Annotated in this window: 16 protein-coding genes; 3 read left to right on the forward strand and 13 right to left on the reverse strand. The window is 69.3% G+C overall.

Translation table 11 applies throughout. The features are described from left to right. Positions 1 to 25: 25 nt before the first annotated feature. Both ACTOWY_RS15985 and murA read right to left on the reverse strand, forming a co-directional pair. Positions 26 to 2,119, reverse strand: a complete 2,094-nt coding sequence (locus ACTOWY_RS15985; protein ID WP_441310395.1) for a protein meaA — start codon at positions 2,117 to 2,119, stop codon at positions 26 to 28. Between the two features lie 43 nt (positions 2,120 to 2,162). Next, entirely contained in the window at positions 2,163 to 3,431 is a 1,269-nt protein-coding gene (murA, locus tag ACTOWY_RS15990) for a UDP-N-acetylglucosamine 1-carboxyvinyltransferase (RefSeq protein WP_441310396.1), read from the reverse strand. A 56-nt stretch (positions 3,432 to 3,487) separates the two neighbouring features. Here murA and ACTOWY_RS15995 point away from each other — a divergent pair, with 56 nt between their 5' ends. After that, positions 3,488 to 4,060: a cob(I)yrinic acid a,c-diamide adenosyltransferase gene (locus ACTOWY_RS15995; RefSeq protein ID WP_441310397.1), complete on the forward strand. Its 573-nt coding sequence runs from the start codon at positions 3,488 to 3,490 to the stop codon at positions 4,058 to 4,060. Positions 4,061 to 4,141: 81 nt separating this feature from the next. On the opposite strand, the gene ACTOWY_RS16000 is transcribed toward ACTOWY_RS15995, so the two are convergent. Together ACTOWY_RS16000 and ACTOWY_RS16005 are read right to left on the reverse strand one after the other, a co-directional pair. After that, positions 4,142 to 4,573: a DUF2550 domain-containing protein gene (locus ACTOWY_RS16000; protein ID WP_185009515.1), complete on the reverse strand. Its 432-nt coding sequence runs from the start codon at positions 4,571 to 4,573 to the stop codon at positions 4,142 to 4,144. A 27-nt stretch (positions 4,574 to 4,600) separates the two neighbouring features. Beyond that, positions 4,601 to 4,966: a F0F1 ATP synthase subunit epsilon gene (locus tag ACTOWY_RS16005; RefSeq protein WP_441310398.1), complete on the reverse strand. Its 366-nt coding sequence runs from the start codon at positions 4,964 to 4,966 to the stop codon at positions 4,601 to 4,603. Positions 4,967 to 5,081: 115 nt separating this feature from the next. On the opposite strand from ACTOWY_RS16005, the gene ACTOWY_RS16010 reads away from it, so the two are divergent. Together ACTOWY_RS16010 and ACTOWY_RS16015 are read left to right on the forward strand one after the other, a co-directional pair. Then, positions 5,082 to 5,624 carry a SigE family RNA polymerase sigma factor gene (locus ACTOWY_RS16010; protein WP_441310399.1) on the forward strand — a complete coding sequence of 181 codons (543 nt, stop codon included), beginning with the start codon at positions 5,082 to 5,084 and terminating at the stop codon, positions 5,622 to 5,624. Continuing rightward, the gene (locus tag ACTOWY_RS16015; RefSeq protein ID WP_441310400.1) at positions 5,606 to 6,940 is read left to right on the forward strand and encodes a ubiquinol-cytochrome c reductase iron-sulfur subunit N-terminal domain-containing protein; all 1,335 of its coding nucleotides are present in this window, start codon (positions 5,606 to 5,608) and stop codon (positions 6,938 to 6,940) included. Before ACTOWY_RS16010 ends, ACTOWY_RS16015 begins: the two co-directional genes overlap by 19 nt. A 69-nt stretch (positions 6,941 to 7,009) precedes the next feature. Here ACTOWY_RS16015 and atpD read toward each other — a convergent pair whose 3' ends face one another. From atpD to ACTOWY_RS16060, 9 genes are all read right to left on the reverse strand, one after another. Then, entirely contained in the window at positions 7,010 to 8,440 is a 1,431-nt protein-coding gene (gene atpD, locus ACTOWY_RS16020) for a F0F1 ATP synthase subunit beta (protein WP_441310401.1), read from the reverse strand. Continuing rightward, a complete protein-coding gene (locus ACTOWY_RS16025; RefSeq protein WP_441310402.1) occupies positions 8,433 to 9,365 on the reverse strand; it encodes a F0F1 ATP synthase subunit gamma in 933 nt (310 codons plus the stop codon). The genes atpD and ACTOWY_RS16025 overlap by 8 nt, the downstream gene beginning before the upstream one ends. 8 nt (positions 9,366 to 9,373) lie before the next feature. Further along, complete coding sequence (gene atpA, locus ACTOWY_RS16030; protein WP_441310403.1) at positions 9,374 to 11,020, reverse strand: F0F1 ATP synthase subunit alpha; 1,647 nt, start codon at positions 11,018 to 11,020, stop codon at positions 9,374 to 9,376. 86 nt (positions 11,021 to 11,106) lie between these two features. Further along, positions 11,107 to 11,937, reverse strand: a complete 831-nt coding sequence (locus ACTOWY_RS16035) for a F0F1 ATP synthase subunit delta (protein ID WP_441310404.1) — start codon at positions 11,935 to 11,937, stop codon at positions 11,107 to 11,109. Positions 11,938 to 11,945: 8 nt separating this feature from the next. Then, complete coding sequence (locus ACTOWY_RS16040) at positions 11,946 to 12,503, reverse strand: F0F1 ATP synthase subunit B (RefSeq protein WP_441310405.1); 558 nt, start codon at positions 12,501 to 12,503, stop codon at positions 11,946 to 11,948. 29 nt (positions 12,504 to 12,532) lie between these two features. Next, on the reverse strand, positions 12,533 to 12,766 hold the full coding sequence (gene atpE, locus ACTOWY_RS16045; RefSeq protein WP_441310406.1) for an ATP synthase F0 subunit C: 234 nt from the start codon (positions 12,764 to 12,766) through the stop codon (positions 12,533 to 12,535). 64 nt (positions 12,767 to 12,830) lie between these two features. Continuing rightward, positions 12,831 to 13,622: a F0F1 ATP synthase subunit A gene (gene atpB, locus ACTOWY_RS16050; protein WP_441310479.1), complete on the reverse strand. Its 792-nt coding sequence runs from the start codon at positions 13,620 to 13,622 to the stop codon at positions 12,831 to 12,833. Between the two features lie 5 nt (positions 13,623 to 13,627). Further along, positions 13,628 to 13,852 carry a hypothetical protein gene (locus tag ACTOWY_RS16055; RefSeq protein ID WP_441310407.1) on the reverse strand — a complete coding sequence of 75 codons (225 nt, stop codon included), beginning with the start codon at positions 13,850 to 13,852 and terminating at the stop codon, positions 13,628 to 13,630. 116 nt (positions 13,853 to 13,968) lie between these two features. Then, on the reverse strand, positions 13,969 to 14,391 hold the full coding sequence (locus tag ACTOWY_RS16060) for a hypothetical protein (RefSeq protein WP_441310408.1): 423 nt from the start codon (positions 14,389 to 14,391) through the stop codon (positions 13,969 to 13,971). Positions 14,392 to 14,500 lie beyond the last annotated feature (109 nt).

The raw sequence follows: 14,500 nt of genomic DNA on the forward strand, positions 1-14,500 counted from the left end.
AGCCCGACGAGGCCACCGGAGTTCGTTACCTGGCAGGCAATCCGTGCGCTTCCCGGACCACCGAGACGATCTCGTCCATGATGTCGGTCAGCTCGTAGTCCTTGGGGGTGAACACCCTGGCCACGCCCTTGCTGAGCAGGATCTCGGCGTCCGCGGGCGGGATGATGCCGCCCAGGATCACCGGCACGTCCTCCGCGCCAGCCGCGCGCAGGCCCTCGACCACCGCTGGCACCACCTCCAGGTGCGAGCCGGAGAGCACGGAGAGCCCGACCACGTGCACGCCCTCCTGCACCGCGGCGGCCACGATCTGCGCCGGGGTGAGCCGGATCCCTTGGTACACCACCTCAAAACCGACATCCCTGGCGCGCACCGCGACCTGCTCGGCGCCGTTGGAGTGCCCGTCCAGACCGGGCTTGCCGACCAGGATGCGCAGCCGGGAACCGATGTCCTCCCCCGCGGCCAGCACCCGCTCGCGCACCTTGGCCAGTGCCGCGCCAGCCGGTCCGGCGGCCGAAGCAGCGGCGACCCCGGTGGGCGCGCGGTACTCGCCGAAGACCTCGCGCAGCGCGCCAGCCCACTCGCCGGTGGTGGCCCCGGCCTTGACGCAGGCGATGGTGGCCGCCACCAGGTTGGTCTCGGTCTTGGCCGCGTCCCGCAGCTCACCCAGCACATTGTCCACAATGGACTGATCGCGGTCCGCCCGCCAGGCCGCGACCGCCTCGGCCGCGTGCCGCTCGACCTCGGGGTCGATGGACTCGATCGCCTTGGCGCCCTCGGCCTGCAGCGGACTCGGCTCGGTGGTGGTGAACTTGTTCACCCCGACCACCACGTCCTCGCCGGACTCCACCTTCCGCCGCCGCTCCACCAGCGAACTGACCAGCGCGGACTTCATGTAGCCGCTCTCCACCGCGGTCACCGCGCCACCCATGGCCTGCACCCGGTCGATCTCCGCGCGCGCCCCGCTGACGATCTCCTCGACCTTGGCCGCCACCACCGGCGAGCCGTCGAAGAGGTCCTCGTACTCCAGCAGATCGGTCTCGTAGGCCAGCACCTGTTGCATGCGCAGCGCCCACTGCTGGTCCCAGGGCCGCGGCAGGCCGAGCGCCTCGTTCCAGGCGGGCAGCTGGATGGCGCGGGCGCGGGCGTTGCGGGACAGGCTCACCGCGAGCATCTCCAGCACGATCCGCTGCACGTTGTTCTCCGGCTGCGCCTCGGTCAGCCCGAGCGAGTTGACCTGCACGCCGTAGCGGAACCGCCGCTGCTTGGGATCGGTGATGCCGTAGCGCTGCTCGGTGATCTCCTCCCAGAGCTGGCCGAAGGCACGCAGCTTGCACATCTCCTCGACAAAACGCACCCCGGCGTTGACGAAGAAGGAGATCCGCGCGACCACCGCGCCGAAGCGCTCCGGCGGCACCTGCCCGGAATCGCGCACCGCGTCCAGCACCGAGATCGCCGTGCACATCGAGTAGGCGACCTCCTGCACCGGCGTCGCGCCGACCTCCTGCAGGTGGTACGAGCAGATGTTGATCGGGTTCCACTTCGGCACGTGCTGCACCGTCCAGGCCACCATGTCGGTGATCAGGCGCAGGCTCGGCCCCGGCGGGAACACGTAGGTGCCGCGGGAGAGATATTCCTTGATGATGTCGTTCTGCGTGGTGCCGGACAGCTTGCCCAGCACCGCGGCCGGATCCTCGCCCGCCTCGACCGCCTGCTCCTGGGCGACCGTGACGTACATGGCCAGCAACCACATCGCGGTGGAGTTGATCGTCATCGAGGTGTTCGCGGTGTCCAGCGGGATGCCGTCGAAGAGCTGCCGCATGTCGCCGAGATGACTGACCGGCACGCCGACCTTGCCGACCTCGCCCTTGGTCAGCTCGTGGTCCGGGTCGTATCCGGTCTGGGTCGGCAGGTCGAAGGCGACCGAGAGCCCGGTCTGGCCCTTCTCCAGGTTCCGCCGGTAGAGCGCGTTGGACGCCGCCGCCGAGGAGTGGCCCGCGTACGTGCGCATCACCCACGGACGGTCGCGCTCGCGATCGGTCGGGTACGGCATCTCGCCACCTCGCTCACCACTGTGTGTGCGAGTTAGCGTACTGGCCGGTAACCAGGCTGCGAGGTGCAATTCCTCACAGCGGGTGACGCGGCGGAGCGGTGCGGCGCCGGGCTCAGCGCTCCGGGTCGGCGCTGACCCGCTGCACGTCGGCGCCCAGGCGCTGCATGTTCTCCACGAACCTGGGGTAGCCGCGGTCGATGTGGAAGACGTCCCAGACCTCGGTGACGCCCTCCGCGACCAGACCGGCGATGACCAGGCCGGCGCCCGCGCGGATGTCGGAGGCCCAGACCGGTGCGCTGGAGAGCTTCTCCACGCCGCGGACCACGGCGTGGTGGCCGTCGGTACGCGCGTCCGCGCCCAGCCGCATCATCTCCTCGATGAAGCGGAAGCGGGCCTCGAAGACGTTCTCGGTGATCATCGAGGTGCCCTCGCAGACCGTGGCCAGCACCACGGCGAAGGGCTGGTTGTCGGTGGCGAAGCCCGGGTAGGGCAGCGTGACGAAGTCGACCGCCTGCGGACGGCCGTGCTGCACCACCCGGAAACCCTCATCGGTCAGCGTGACCTCGGCACCGGCGGCGCGCAGCTTCTCCAGCACCAGGTCCAGGTGGTGCGGGTCCACGCCCTTGATGTGCAGGTCACCCCGGGTGGCAACGGCGGCCAGTGCCCAGGTGGCGCCGACGATGCGGTCGCCGATGACCCGGTGCTCGGTGGGCTCCAGCTTCGAGACGCCGTGCACGGTGAGCGTGGAGGTGCCCGCGCCCTCGATCTTGGCGCCCATCTGCTGCAGCATCACGCACAGGTCGACGATCTCCGGCTCGCGCGCGGCGTTGTCGATCAGCGTGGTGCCCTCGGCCAGCACCGCGGCCATCAGGATGTTCTCGGTGGCGCCGACGCTGGGGAAGTCCAGCCAGATCTGCGCGCCGTGCAGGTTCTCCGCCTCGGCCACCACACAGCCGTGCTCGATGCCGCTGGTGGCGCCCAGCTTGCGCAGGCCGGCCTGGTGCATGTCCAGCGGCCGGGAGCCGATCGCGTCCCCGCCGGGCAGCGCGACGACCGCCTTGCGGCAGCGGGCCACCAGCGGGCCCAGCACGCACACCGAGGCGCGCAGCTTGCTCATCGAGGCGAAGTCCGCGCGGTGGTTCAGCTCCGCTGGCGTGGTGATGGTGGCCACGTCGCCCACGATCTCCACCTCGCAGCCGAGGCCCCGCAACACATCGCCCATCAAGGGGACGTCCAGGATCTCCGGGCAGTTCGTGATCGTTGTTGTGCCCTCGGCCAGCAACGCGGCCGCCATGAGCTTCAACACGCTGTTCTTCGCGCCTACGACGTCGACCTCGCCGACCAGTCGTGCGCCACCCGTCACCCGGAAATGCTCACCCACGATGACCCATCGTATGGGCAACCCGGAGCGTGACCGAAACCCGTACTGTGCAGGACATGTCGGTGCACCTCACGCGTATCTACACCCGTGTCGGCGATGACGGCACCACCGCGCTCGGCGACGGCGCCCGGGTGCCCAAGACGGACCCCCGGCTGGCCGCCTACGCCGATGTCGACGAGACCAACGCCTCGCTCGGCGTGGCGCTGGCCCTTGGCAACCTGGCCGAGGACGTGGCGCCGGTCCTGCAGGCCATCCAGAACGACCTCTTCGACGTCGGAGCGGACCTGTGCGCCCCGATCGTGCCCGACCCGCCGTACCCCGCGTTGCGCATCACCCAGGCCTACGTGGACCGGCTGGAGGGCTGGTGCGATGAGTTCAACGCCAGGCTGGGCAAGCTGAACTCGTTCATCCTCAACGGCGGCACCCCCGGCGCGGCCCTGCTGCACCAGGCCCGCACCATCTCCCGCCGGGCCGAGCGCAGCACCTGGGCACTGCTGGAGGCCGACCCGGAGCGCACCAACAAGCTGGCCGCCAAGTACCTGAACCGGCTCTCCGACCTGCTGTTCATCCTGGCCAGAGTGGCCAACCCGGACGGCGACGTGCTGTGGGAGCCCGGCAAGAACGGCTGACCCCGGCGAGTTGGCCCAACTCGTACGCCAAATTGGCCCAACCGGGCGTACCGGTTGGGCCAACTCGTCAGTGCGGGTGGGTCAGGAGGCCCAGGGGATGGAGCGCCCGGGTGGGGCGGATTCCAGCCAGGACAGGAAACCGGTGAGCGCGTCGGCGGGCATGGCCAGCTCCAGCTCAAGGTCCTCGCCCCGGCAGCGCAGCACGGTGGACCCGGCAGGCACCACGTAGGTCTCCGACCCGGTCGGCTCGCGCCGGGTGTCGATCTCCAGCCCGGCCCGGCTGATCACCTTGTCCGGACCGGACCGCAGGCTGAGCACCCGGTACCAGGTGAACTCGTCGCCGCGGTACTTGCCGATGCCCAGGTGCCAGCCACGTTCTTTCTCACCCAGCTGGTCGCGCAGGGCCACGTCAATGCCGCCCTGGCGCAGCAACCGCAGTCGCCGCCAGGCGAGCAACGCGATGGCGATGGCCACCGCAGCCAGGACCAGTCCGATGATTTCGGCGATGTCCACGGCTGCGTCCACCCGTCCGTTCGCGCGTCAGACCGGCTGGCCGGCGGCCTTGAGGCGGGTCGCGGCCCGTGCCCTCGCCTGCTCGTCGGAGTGGCTGAGGTCCTCGCGGGCCTGATCCACGTCAATCTCGTGACCCAGCTCGGCGCTCTCGGCCAGAATGCTCACCGTGTCACCGGTGACGGAAAGGAAACCGCCGTGCACGGCGGCGGTGACGGTCTCACCATCGGTGGTGGTGACTCGCACCACACCACCCTCGACCAACTGCCCCAGCACCGGCTCGTGGTTGGGCAGGATGCCGATCTCGCCCTCGGTCGTCTGCGCGACCACCATTTTCGCGGTCCCGGACCACAGGCGGCGCTCGACAGCGACCAACTGGACGGACATCTCAGCCACGGGCATCTCCTTCGCGTGCTCGTTGGAGTTCAGTTTAGTCGGTGCCCTGGCAACTTGGTGGGGCGGGCCGGTGTCAGAAGTACTGAGGAGACGAAAGAACTGGGGAGGGGGGCTCATGAGGCAGGCCGAGGAGGGCTTCGACGTGTTCGTCGAAACCCGTTCGACCGCCTTGCTGAGAACGGCGTATCTGTTGTGCGCCGGTGACCGGGGAGCGGCCGAGGACCTGTTGCAGGAGGTGCTCGAACGCACCTACGGGAAGTGGCGCAAGATCAACTCCGCGCCGGAGGCCTACGTGCGCGCCGCACTGGCCAACGCGGCGGCCAACCGCTGGCGGCACCGCTCCCGCCGGGTGCGGGAAGCGCCGCTGGAGGAGGTGATCCCACCGAGTGAGCCCGGCCACGAGGAGCAGGTCGCCGACCGCGACGCGCTGCTGCGGGCACTGGCCGAGCTGCCGCAGAGGATGCGGGCCGCGGTGGTGCTGCGCTACTTCGACGATCTGACCGAGGCCCAGGCCGCGCACGCGCTGGGCTGCGGCGTCGGCACCATCAAGAGCCAGACCTCCCGCGGTCTCGCCCGACTCCGAGACCTGCTCGACCCCGTGGGGGCCGACACCACCGCCGAACAAGACCGGGGTAGCCGATGCACACCGACGAGCTGAAGGAAGCACTCACGAAAGTGGCGTCCACTGTGGACACTCTGCCCGGGTTCACCGAGCGAGTGGTCCTCGGCGGCCGTCGGCGCAGGCGACGCAGGCTGCTGGTGCTGGCCACCGCGCTGAGCACGGTCGCCGCCCTGGGCTTCGGCGCCCTGGCGTGGACCTTCCTGAACCAGTTCCGCCCGGATCAGCTCACCGCCGACGCCCGCTTCGGCCAGAACGCGCTGGGCCCCAGGGCCGGGGACGACCCGCTGCGCAGGGAGGCGCTGGCCGTCTTCGCCAGGGACTGGGCCAAAAGCCTGCCGCAGCCCGGACCGGCGGTGATCCTGCACGGCCAGCCGCACGTCTACTGGGCGGGCGAGACCGCCGCCGGACCGGCCGTGGTGCTGCTGCAACGGGTCGGCCGGAGCAGCGGGGAGAGCACCATGCCCGCGCTGGTCGGCCGGGCGCCGGGCGAGACGGCGCTGCGGCTGCTCGCGGTGGACCTGCCTGCCGAGGCGGGTGCCCTGGCCGGCGCGTTCCTGTTCGGCCAGGAGGACCGGACGCTGCTCACCCTGACCCAGCCGGGCGAGGTGCGCTGGTCGCCGGGGCTCCGGGTGGCCGTGGACGGCAAGGTGACCAGGGACTTCCAGCGGCTGGACTTCGTCGACGGGGTGGCGCTGGCCCAGGTCCCGCCGGAGATCCACCCAGCCACCTCGGTGATCACCACGGTGGGGCAGGCGGCTCAGGTCACCCCGCTGCGGCCCAGGCTGGCCTCGGCGTACCCGCGGGAACTGGCCCGCCTGACCGGGTCGGCGGATCGGGAGAACGACGCGGACCCCGGGACCGGCACCGGCATCCGCCAGGACGGGGTACTGGCGCGCAGGCTCATCGCGGCGCCGACGATCCGGCCGCCGGATGAGATCAGGGTGGCGGGTGCGGAGGCGCTGGGGTCGCAGGGCTACCTGGACCCGTTCCGCTCGAAGCGGACCAGGTTCTGGGACCTGCTGGCCGGACTGCCCGACAGCCGCTCGGTCTACCTCACCGAGGTCAGCGAGGGCGGCCCGACCCGGCTCTACAGTGTGCTGCTGAACGCGCGGGCCCAGACCGAGCAGGTGATCTACGGCGGCCCCGGCGAGCCCTCGGCGCTGCCGGTGCGGGTCCGGCTGCCAGGGGAGGACGGCTGGGTGGTCGCGGGGCAGGACGTGCGGCTGAGCTGGCGCACCGGGCCGTCGGCGGCCTGGCAGGAGGCGGGCCAGGACGCCGCGCTGCTGCCCGCCACCGCCACCGAGGTGCGGGCCGTCAGCAGCGGGAAGACCGTCGAGTTCCGGCTCGGCTAGCCGGAGACACACGAAGACCGGGCCTCCCAGGGGGAAGCCCGGTCTTCGTGGTGTTCAGGGTGCTACCGGTCAGCCCTTGAGCTTCTGGTAGTTCGCCTCAAGGTCCTCAAGGCCACCGCACATGTAGAAGGCCTGCTCCGGCATGTGGTCGAAGTCGCCCTTGGCCAGCTTGTCGAAGGCCTCGACGGTCTCCTTGACCGGCACGGTCGAACCGGCCTGGCCGGTGAACTGCTCGGCCGCGTACATGTTCTGGGACAGGAACCGCTCGATCCGGCGGGCCCGGTTCACCAGCACCTTGTCCTCTTCGGACAGTTCGTCCATGCCGAGGATGGCGATGATGTCCTGCAGGTCCTTGTACTTCTGCAGGATCCGGATGACCTCCTGGGCGACGCGGTAGTGCTCGTCGCCGACGATCGCGGGGTGCAGGATCGTCGAGCTGGAGGCCAGCGGGTCCACCGCCGGGAAGATGCCCTTGGAGAACACCGCGCGAGAAAGCTCGGTGGTGGCGTCCAGGTGGGCGAAGGTGGTGGCCGGCGCCGGGTCGGTGTAGTCGTCGGCGGGCACGTAGATCGCCTGCATCGAGGTGATCGAACGACCCCGGGTGGAGGTGATGCGCTCCTGCAGCTCGCCCATCTCATCGGCCAGGGTGGGCTGGTAACCCACGGCCGAGGGCATGCGGCCCAGCAGCGTGGAGACCTCGGAACCCGCCTGGGTGAACCGGAAGATGTTGTCGATGAACAGCAGCACGTCCTGGTTCTGCACATCGCGGAAGTACTCCGCCATGGTCAGCGCGGACAGCGCGACCCGAAGCCGGGTGCCCGGCGGCTCGTCCATCTGACCGAAGACCAGCGCGGTGTCCTTGAGCACGTTGGACTCGGTCAGCTCGGCGATGAGGTCGTTGCCCTCACGGGTGCGCTCGCCAACACCGGCGAACACCGAGGTGCCACCGAAGTTCCGGGCGATACGGGTGATCATCTCCTGGATGAGCACCGTCTTGCCCACGCCCGCGCCGCCGAACAGGCCGATCTTGCCGCCCTTGACGTACGGGGTCAGCAGGTCGACGACCTTGAGGCCGGTCTCCAGCACCTCGGTGCGCGGCTCAAGCTGGTCGAAGGCCGGGGGCTTGCGGTGAATGCCCCAGTGCTCGACGTCCTTGGCGTAGCCGGGGGTGTCCATGCACTCGCCGAGCGCGTTGAACACGTGGCCCTTGACCGCGTCACCGACGGGGACCGAGATCGGCTTGCCGGTGTCGGTCACCGCCGCGCCACGGACCAGGCCGTCCGGCGGCTGCATGGAGATCGTGCGGACCATGTTGTCGCCAAGGTGCTTGGCGACCTCCAGGGTCAGCGTCTTGGCCATCGCCTCATAGGTGATCTCCACCTTGAGCGCGTTGAACAGCTCGGGCACCGAGTCCCGCGGGAACTCAACGTCCACGACCGGGCCGTTGACCCGGACGATCCGGCCGGTGCCGGCAGCGGTAGCAGTCGTCATCTCACTCATCACTTCCTGCGGCGCCAGCCAGAGCGTCGACGCCGCCGACGATCTCGCTGATCTCCTGGGTGATCTGGGCCTGGCGGGCCTGGTTGGCCTCACGGGTGAGGACACGGATCAGCTCGGTGGCGTTGTCCGTGGCCGCCTTCATGGCCCGCTGACGGGCCGCCGACTCCGAGGCCGCGGACTCCAGCAGAGCCGCGAACAACCGGGTCTTGATGTACTTGGGGAGCAGTGCGTCGAGCAGGGTCTCGGCGTCCGGCTCGAAGTCGTAGACCGCGCTCGGCGTCTCGGACTTCTCCGCGAACTCGACCTCCAGCGGGGCGACCCGCTTGGCGATCGGCGTCTGGGAGAGCATCGAGCGGAACTCGGTGTAGACCACGTGCAGTTCGTCGAAGCCACGCACACCGTCGGGGCCGGGGCCCTCCACGGTGTCGTCGGCGCCTGCCAGGAAGGCGGGCACCAGCTCGTCGCCGATCTCGACCGCGTTGCGGTAGACGGGGGATTCGGTGAATCCGACCCACGAGTTGGCGACCGCGCGCTGGCGGAACCGGTAGAACGCCTGACCCTTGCGACCGATCACGTACAGCACCGGCTCCTTGCCCTGCTGCTTGAGCAGGGTCTGGAGCTCCTCCGCGGCCTTGATGACCGAGGAGTTGAAGCCGCCGCACATGCCCTTGTCACTGGTGACCACGAGCACCGCCGCCCGCTTGGGCGCCGGCCGCTCCACCAGCAACGGGTGATCAAGGGTGGTCGCGTCGGCGAGGGCGGTGAGGACGGTGGTGATCTCCTCGGCGTAGGGGCGGGACTCCGCCACCTTCGCCTTCGCCTTGCCGATGCGGGAGGTGGCGATCAGCTCCATCGCGCGCGTGATCTTCTTGGTCGACTGGGTCGCCCTGATCCTCTGCTTGAGGACACGAAGTTCAGCAGCCATGGGTCACGTCACTTCTTCGCGGGGTCGGGACGGTTCACCTTGACCGACTCGGCGCCCAGCTTGTCGGCGTCGATCGCGCCAGCCGCCGCCTCGTTGACGACCCGGGAGCCGTCGGAGGCGGTGAACTCCTGCTTGAACTTGGTGATCGCCTCGACCAGGCGCTCCTCGTTCTCCTTGGAGAAGTCCTTGGTGTCGCGGATCTCGTCCAGGATGCCCTTGTGGTTGCGGCGGATCGAGTCCAGCAGCTCGGACTCGAAGCGGCGGACATCGCCCACCGGCACCGAGTCGAGGTGGCCACGGCTACCGGCGAAGATCGAGATGACCTGCTCCTCGACCGGGAACGGGCTGTACTGGGACTGCTTGAGCAGCTCCACCAGCCGCGAGCCACGCGCCAGCTGGGCCTTGGAGACCGCGTCCAGGTCGGAGGCGAAGGCCGCGAAGGCCTCCAGCTCGCGGTACTGGGACAGCTCCAGCCGCAGCGAGCCCGCGACCTTGCGCATCGCCTTCACCTGCGCGGAGCCACCGACCCGGGAAACCGAGATACCGGTGTTGACCGCGGGGCGGACACCCTGGTTGAACAGGTCCGACTCCAGGAAGCACTGGCCGTCGGTGATGGAGATGACGTTGGTCGGGATGTAGGCCGACACGTCGTTGGCCTTGGTCTCGATGATCGGCAGACCGGTCATCGAACCCGCGCCCAGCTCGTCGGAGAGCTTCGCGCAGCGCTCCAGCAGACGGGAGTGCAGGTAGAAGACGTCACCCGGGTACGCCTCGCGGCCCGGCGGGCGGCGCAGCAGCAGCGAGATGGCGCGGTAGGCCTCGGCCTGCTTGGTCAGGTCGTCGAAGACGATCAGGACGTGCTTGCCCTGGTACATCCAGTGCTGGCCGATGGCCGAGCCGGTGTAGGGCGCCAGCCACTTGAAGCCAGCCGCGTCGGAGGCGGGGGCCGCGACGATGGTGGTGTACTCCATCGCACCGCGGTCCTCCAGCGCCTTCTTCACCGCGGCGATGGTGGAGCCCTTCTGGCCGATCGCGACGTAGATGCAGCGGACCTGCTGCTTCGGGTCGCCGGTCTCCCAGTTGGCCTTCTGGTTCAGGATGGTGTCCACGCAGACCGCGGTCTTGCCGGTCTTGCGGTCACCGATGATCAGCTGGCGCTGGCCACGGCCGATCGGGGTCTGCGAGTCGATCGCCTTGATGCCGGTCTGGAGCGGTTCCTTCACGCTCTGCCGCTGCATCACGTTGGCCGCCTGGAGTTCCAGCGCGCGCCGGGTCTCCGAGACGATCTCGCCGAGGCCGTCGATGGGGTCGCCCAGCGGGTTGACCACGCGGCCGAGGAAGCCGTCGCCGACCGGCACGGAGAGCACCTGGCCGGTCCGCTTGACCTCCTGGCCCTCTTCCAGACCCTCGTAGTTGCCGAGGATGGCCGCACCGATTTCGCGGACGTCCATGTTCAGCGCGACACCAAGCACGCCGCCGGAGAACTCCAGCAGCTCGTTGGTCATCGCCGAGGGCAGGCCCTCGACAGTGGCGATGCCGTCACCGGTGGTGGCGACGACCCCGACCTCTTCCCGGCTGACCTCCGGGGAGTAGCTGGAGACGTAGTTCTCGATCGCACTGCGGATCTCGTCCGACGAGATCGTCAGCTCCGCCATTGTCGTTCCTGCTCTCGCTTCGATCTTCAAAGAAGGGGGGTGCTTCGTCGTGGGGGATCCGGGTCCCGGACCCCCCTGCCCTGGCGTCAGCCGGCCAGGGTTCGGCGCAGCGCCTCCAGGCGGCCTGCCGCGCTTCCGTCGATGACCTCGTCACCGACCTTGATCACCAGACCACCGGACACCGACGGGTCCAGCTCGACGTGCAACGCGATCGGCCGCGAGTAAATGCGCGTCAGGGTGGCGGTGAGCCGGTCCTGCTGCGCCTCGGTCAGCTCGAACGCGGTGCGGACGTGGGCCACCGAGCGCTCCCGGCGCTTGGCTGCCGCGTCGGCCAGCTCCTCAAGGCCGGTCACCACGCCACGGCCGCGCAGGCTCGTGGCGAGCTGCTCGACCAGTGCGAGGGTGACCTTCTCGACCTTGCTGCCGAGCAGCCCGCGCAGCAGCGCGCGCTTGCCCTCGACACTGCCGGTCGCATCGGAGAGCAGCCGGTCGAGCTGACCGTCCGCGGCCACGATGCGGCCGAGCCGGAACAGCTCGTCCTCGACCGCGTCCAGCCGCTCGGCCCGCTCGGCCTGGGTGAGCAGCGCGGTGCGGCCGAGCGTCTCGATGCCGTCCACCAGCTCACGCGGGCTGGACCAGCGCGCGGTGACCACCGCGGAGAGCACGTTCATCGTCTCCGCCGCCACCTTGCCGCCGAGCAACTGGCGGACCAGCTGCTCCCTGGCGGCCGGGTCGGTGGCCGGATCGGCCACCGTCCGCCGCAGCGCGGGCTCCCTGCCGAGCAGGCTGACGACGGCGAACAGCTCGTCGGCGAGCGTGCCCAGCGTGTCGCCGCTGGCGTCGGAGGTGACCTGGGACAACCGCGTTTCCGCGGCGGCGAAGGCCTCTCGGCTCGCGGCGTGCTGCATCGCAGTCATCGTCCCGCTCACTTCCCGGCCGGCGCCGACGTGGCGTCCAGCTCGTCCAGGAAGCGGTCGACAGTGCCGCGCCGGCGGGCCTCGTCCTCAAGGGACTCGCCCACCACCCGGCCGGCCAGGTCGACCGCGATCCGGCCCAGGTCACCGCGGAGTTCCGCGACGATCTGCGCCCGCTGCGCGGCCAGCGCGGCCTGGCCCTGAGCCACGATGCGCTCGGACTCGGCCTGTGCCTGCTCCCGCAGCTCGATGACGATCTGCTGGCCCTCGGCCCGCGCGTCGTCCCGGATGCGAGCCGCCTCGGCCCGTGCGTCAGCCAGCTGCGCCTTGTACTGCTGCAGCGCGTCCTGCGCCTGTGCCTGGGCCTGTTCGGCCCTGGCGATGCCGCCTTCGATCGCCTCAGTGCGAGCCGAGTACGCCTTCTCGAACTGCGGGAAGGCGTACTTGTTGAGCACGAAGAAGACAACACCGAAGGCGATCAGGCCGAGGATGATCTCGCCGAGCGGCAGGCCCAGCGGGAAGACGGTGTCCCCCGCGGCCAGCACGACGGCTGCCGATACCTCACTCATCGCGACTCCTAGCCGTCAGTGGGACGAGGTCAGACCGCGAACGCGAGCACGAAGCCCAGCAGGGCCAGCGCCTCGACGAGGGCCATACCCAGGATCAGCCAGGTCCGGTTCAGGCCGGCGACCTCGGGCTGGCGGGCGTTGGCCTGCAGGTAGGCGGCGAACACGAGGCCCACGCCGATGCCCGGGCCGATCGCGCCAAGGCCGTAACCGATGGTGTTGAGGTTGCCCTCGATCGCGGCGAGGTTGGCAACGACGTCGATCATCTGGATCGGTGTCCTTTCGGTTCTTTACTTGCCGCACTGAGTGCGGAAGATCTTGCTGGGCGACTCAGTGCTCGTCGGCGAGAGCACTCTGGATGTAGAAGGCGGCCAGTACGGTGAACACGTACGCCTGCAGAGCGGCCACCAGCAGCTCGAAGAAGGTCATGATGATCAACATGCCCGCGGACAGCGGGGCGACCACGGTGACCAGGCTGCCCGAGCTGATCATGTACAGAGTGGCGGTGCCGAAGATCGTCAGGATCAGGTGGCCGGCGAAGGCGTTCGCGAACAACCGGACGGCCAGGGTGAACGGCCGGATCAGGAAGTTCGAGGCGAACTCGATCAGCGCGACCAGCGGCAGCACCGCGACCGGCACACCGGGCGGGACGGTCATCAGCTTGAAGTAGCCGAGGAAGCCGTGCTTCTTGATGCCCACCACGTTGTAGATGATGTAAACGAGGATGGACAGCACCGCGGGGATGGCCAGGTGGCTGGTCACCGGGTACTGCGCCAGCGGCACGATGCCGAAGAGGTTCAGCACCAGGATGAAGATGAACAGCGAGGCCAGGAAGGGCGCGTAGCGCAGCCCGTCCCGCTTGCCCATCATGTCCACGGCGATCGAGTTCCGGACGAAGCCGTAGAGACTCTCACCGAGGAACTGCAGCTTGCTGGGGATGACCTTCGCGTTGCGCGAGGTCCAGAGCATGAGGACGATGACGATGACCGCCCCGAGGCCCAGCAGCGTCATCGCCTTGACCGAGGCGATGATCGTCCCGTCGCCCACCTTGTCGAAGAAGAAGGTGTGTTCGACGGTTGGCGGCTTGAAGCCGTCGCCCTCGCCGGTCGCGGCCAGCAGCATCTGGCTCACCCTTTGTCCTCCGTGTCGTCGGTCCTACTAGGCGGCACGTCAGCCTTGGGGGAACCAGTAAGGTCGCCCGGGCGGCCGTACTTCACGATGATCAGGTAGATCGATCCGCCGAAGCCGATAAGGGCTCCGATCGGGGTGAGGAACTTCGTCTCAAGCAGCTTGTCGAGACCCATCCCGATGCCGCCCCAGATGATGAGACCGGCGAACAGGACGGAGAGCACAGACCAGGCTTGGCCGACCCCTCCTTGATCCGAGGAGGGTGATCTTTCCTCTTCGGTCGAAGGCACCATATCAGGCGATTGCGGGCCGCCCGGACGGGGGTTTTCGGTGTTCTTCATTACTTACCGGAGCCAGGTCGCACGCCGCCGAGACCCGGCCGCATCCGCACCACGGTGATCGTCATCGAGACGATCCAGCCGAGCACGGCGGCGACCACGCCCGCGGCGATCCACTTGGGCGGCAGCCCGGCCGCACGCAGCAGGAACAGCGTCCCGAGCACCGCGAGCAGCCGGAAGATGTAGGAGCCGAGACCGACCGCGAGGACCATCTCGGGCATGTGCCGGGCCACCCTGGAAACCACCCAGGCCCCGGAGAAGAAGAACAGGACCACGATCGCCGCGCCTGCCAGCGGCGCCAGCGCCTCGATCGGCCCGCCCATGAACCAGCCGGCCACGGCGACGGCCACAGCGAGGACCCCGACGACGGCGATCGTCGGCGCCGTCTTCGGTTCCACCCAGTTGACCTGGACCTCTTCGCTCACGGGCACCAGTGTGTCAGCTACGTTAAGCCGCCCTAACAGGGGGGTTGACCCGGGGCCGGAACAGGCGTATCTAGACGATCTTGGCCGACCCCTGCGGGCGGTCCGCGAA

Origin of the sequence: Crossiella sp. CA198 (assembly GCF_052078295.1) — a bacterium.
Lineage (GTDB): Bacteria > Actinomycetota > Actinomycetes > Mycobacteriales > Pseudonocardiaceae > Crossiella.

What these genes read in the sequence shown, in the direction of transcription:
- ACTOWY_RS15995 (WP_441310397.1), top strand. Translation starts at nt 3,488, where the DNA reads ATGTCGGTGCACCTCACGCGTATCTACACCCGTGTCGGCGATGACGGC.
- ACTOWY_RS16010 (WP_441310399.1), top strand. Translation starts at nt 5,082, where the DNA reads ATGAGGCAGGCCGAGGAGGGCTTCGACGTGTTCGTCGAAACCCGTTCG.
- ACTOWY_RS16015 (WP_441310400.1), top strand. Translation starts at nt 5,606, where the DNA reads ATGCACACCGACGAGCTGAAGGAAGCACTCACGAAAGTGGCGTCCACT.
- atpD (WP_441310401.1), bottom strand. Translation starts at nt 8,440, where the DNA reads ATGAGTGAGATGACGACTGCTACCGCTGCCGGCACCGGCCGGATCGTC.
- ACTOWY_RS16025 (WP_441310402.1), bottom strand. Translation starts at nt 9,365, where the DNA reads ATGGCTGCTGAACTTCGTGTCCTCAAGCAGAGGATCAGGGCGACCCAG.
- atpA (WP_441310403.1), bottom strand. Translation starts at nt 11,020, where the DNA reads ATGGCGGAGCTGACGATCTCGTCGGACGAGATCCGCAGTGCGATCGAG.
- ACTOWY_RS16035 (WP_441310404.1), bottom strand. Translation starts at nt 11,937, where the DNA reads ATGACTGCGATGCAGCACGCCGCGAGCCGAGAGGCCTTCGCCGCCGCG.
- ACTOWY_RS16040 (WP_441310405.1), bottom strand. Translation starts at nt 12,503, where the DNA reads ATGAGTGAGGTATCGGCAGCCGTCGTGCTGGCCGCGGGGGACACCGTC.
- atpE (WP_441310406.1), bottom strand. Translation starts at nt 12,766, where the DNA reads ATGATCGACGTCGTTGCCAACCTCGCCGCGATCGAGGGCAACCTCAAC.
- atpB (WP_441310479.1), bottom strand. Translation starts at nt 13,622, where the DNA reads ATGCTGCTGGCCGCGACCGGCGAGGGCGACGGCTTCAAGCCGCCAACC.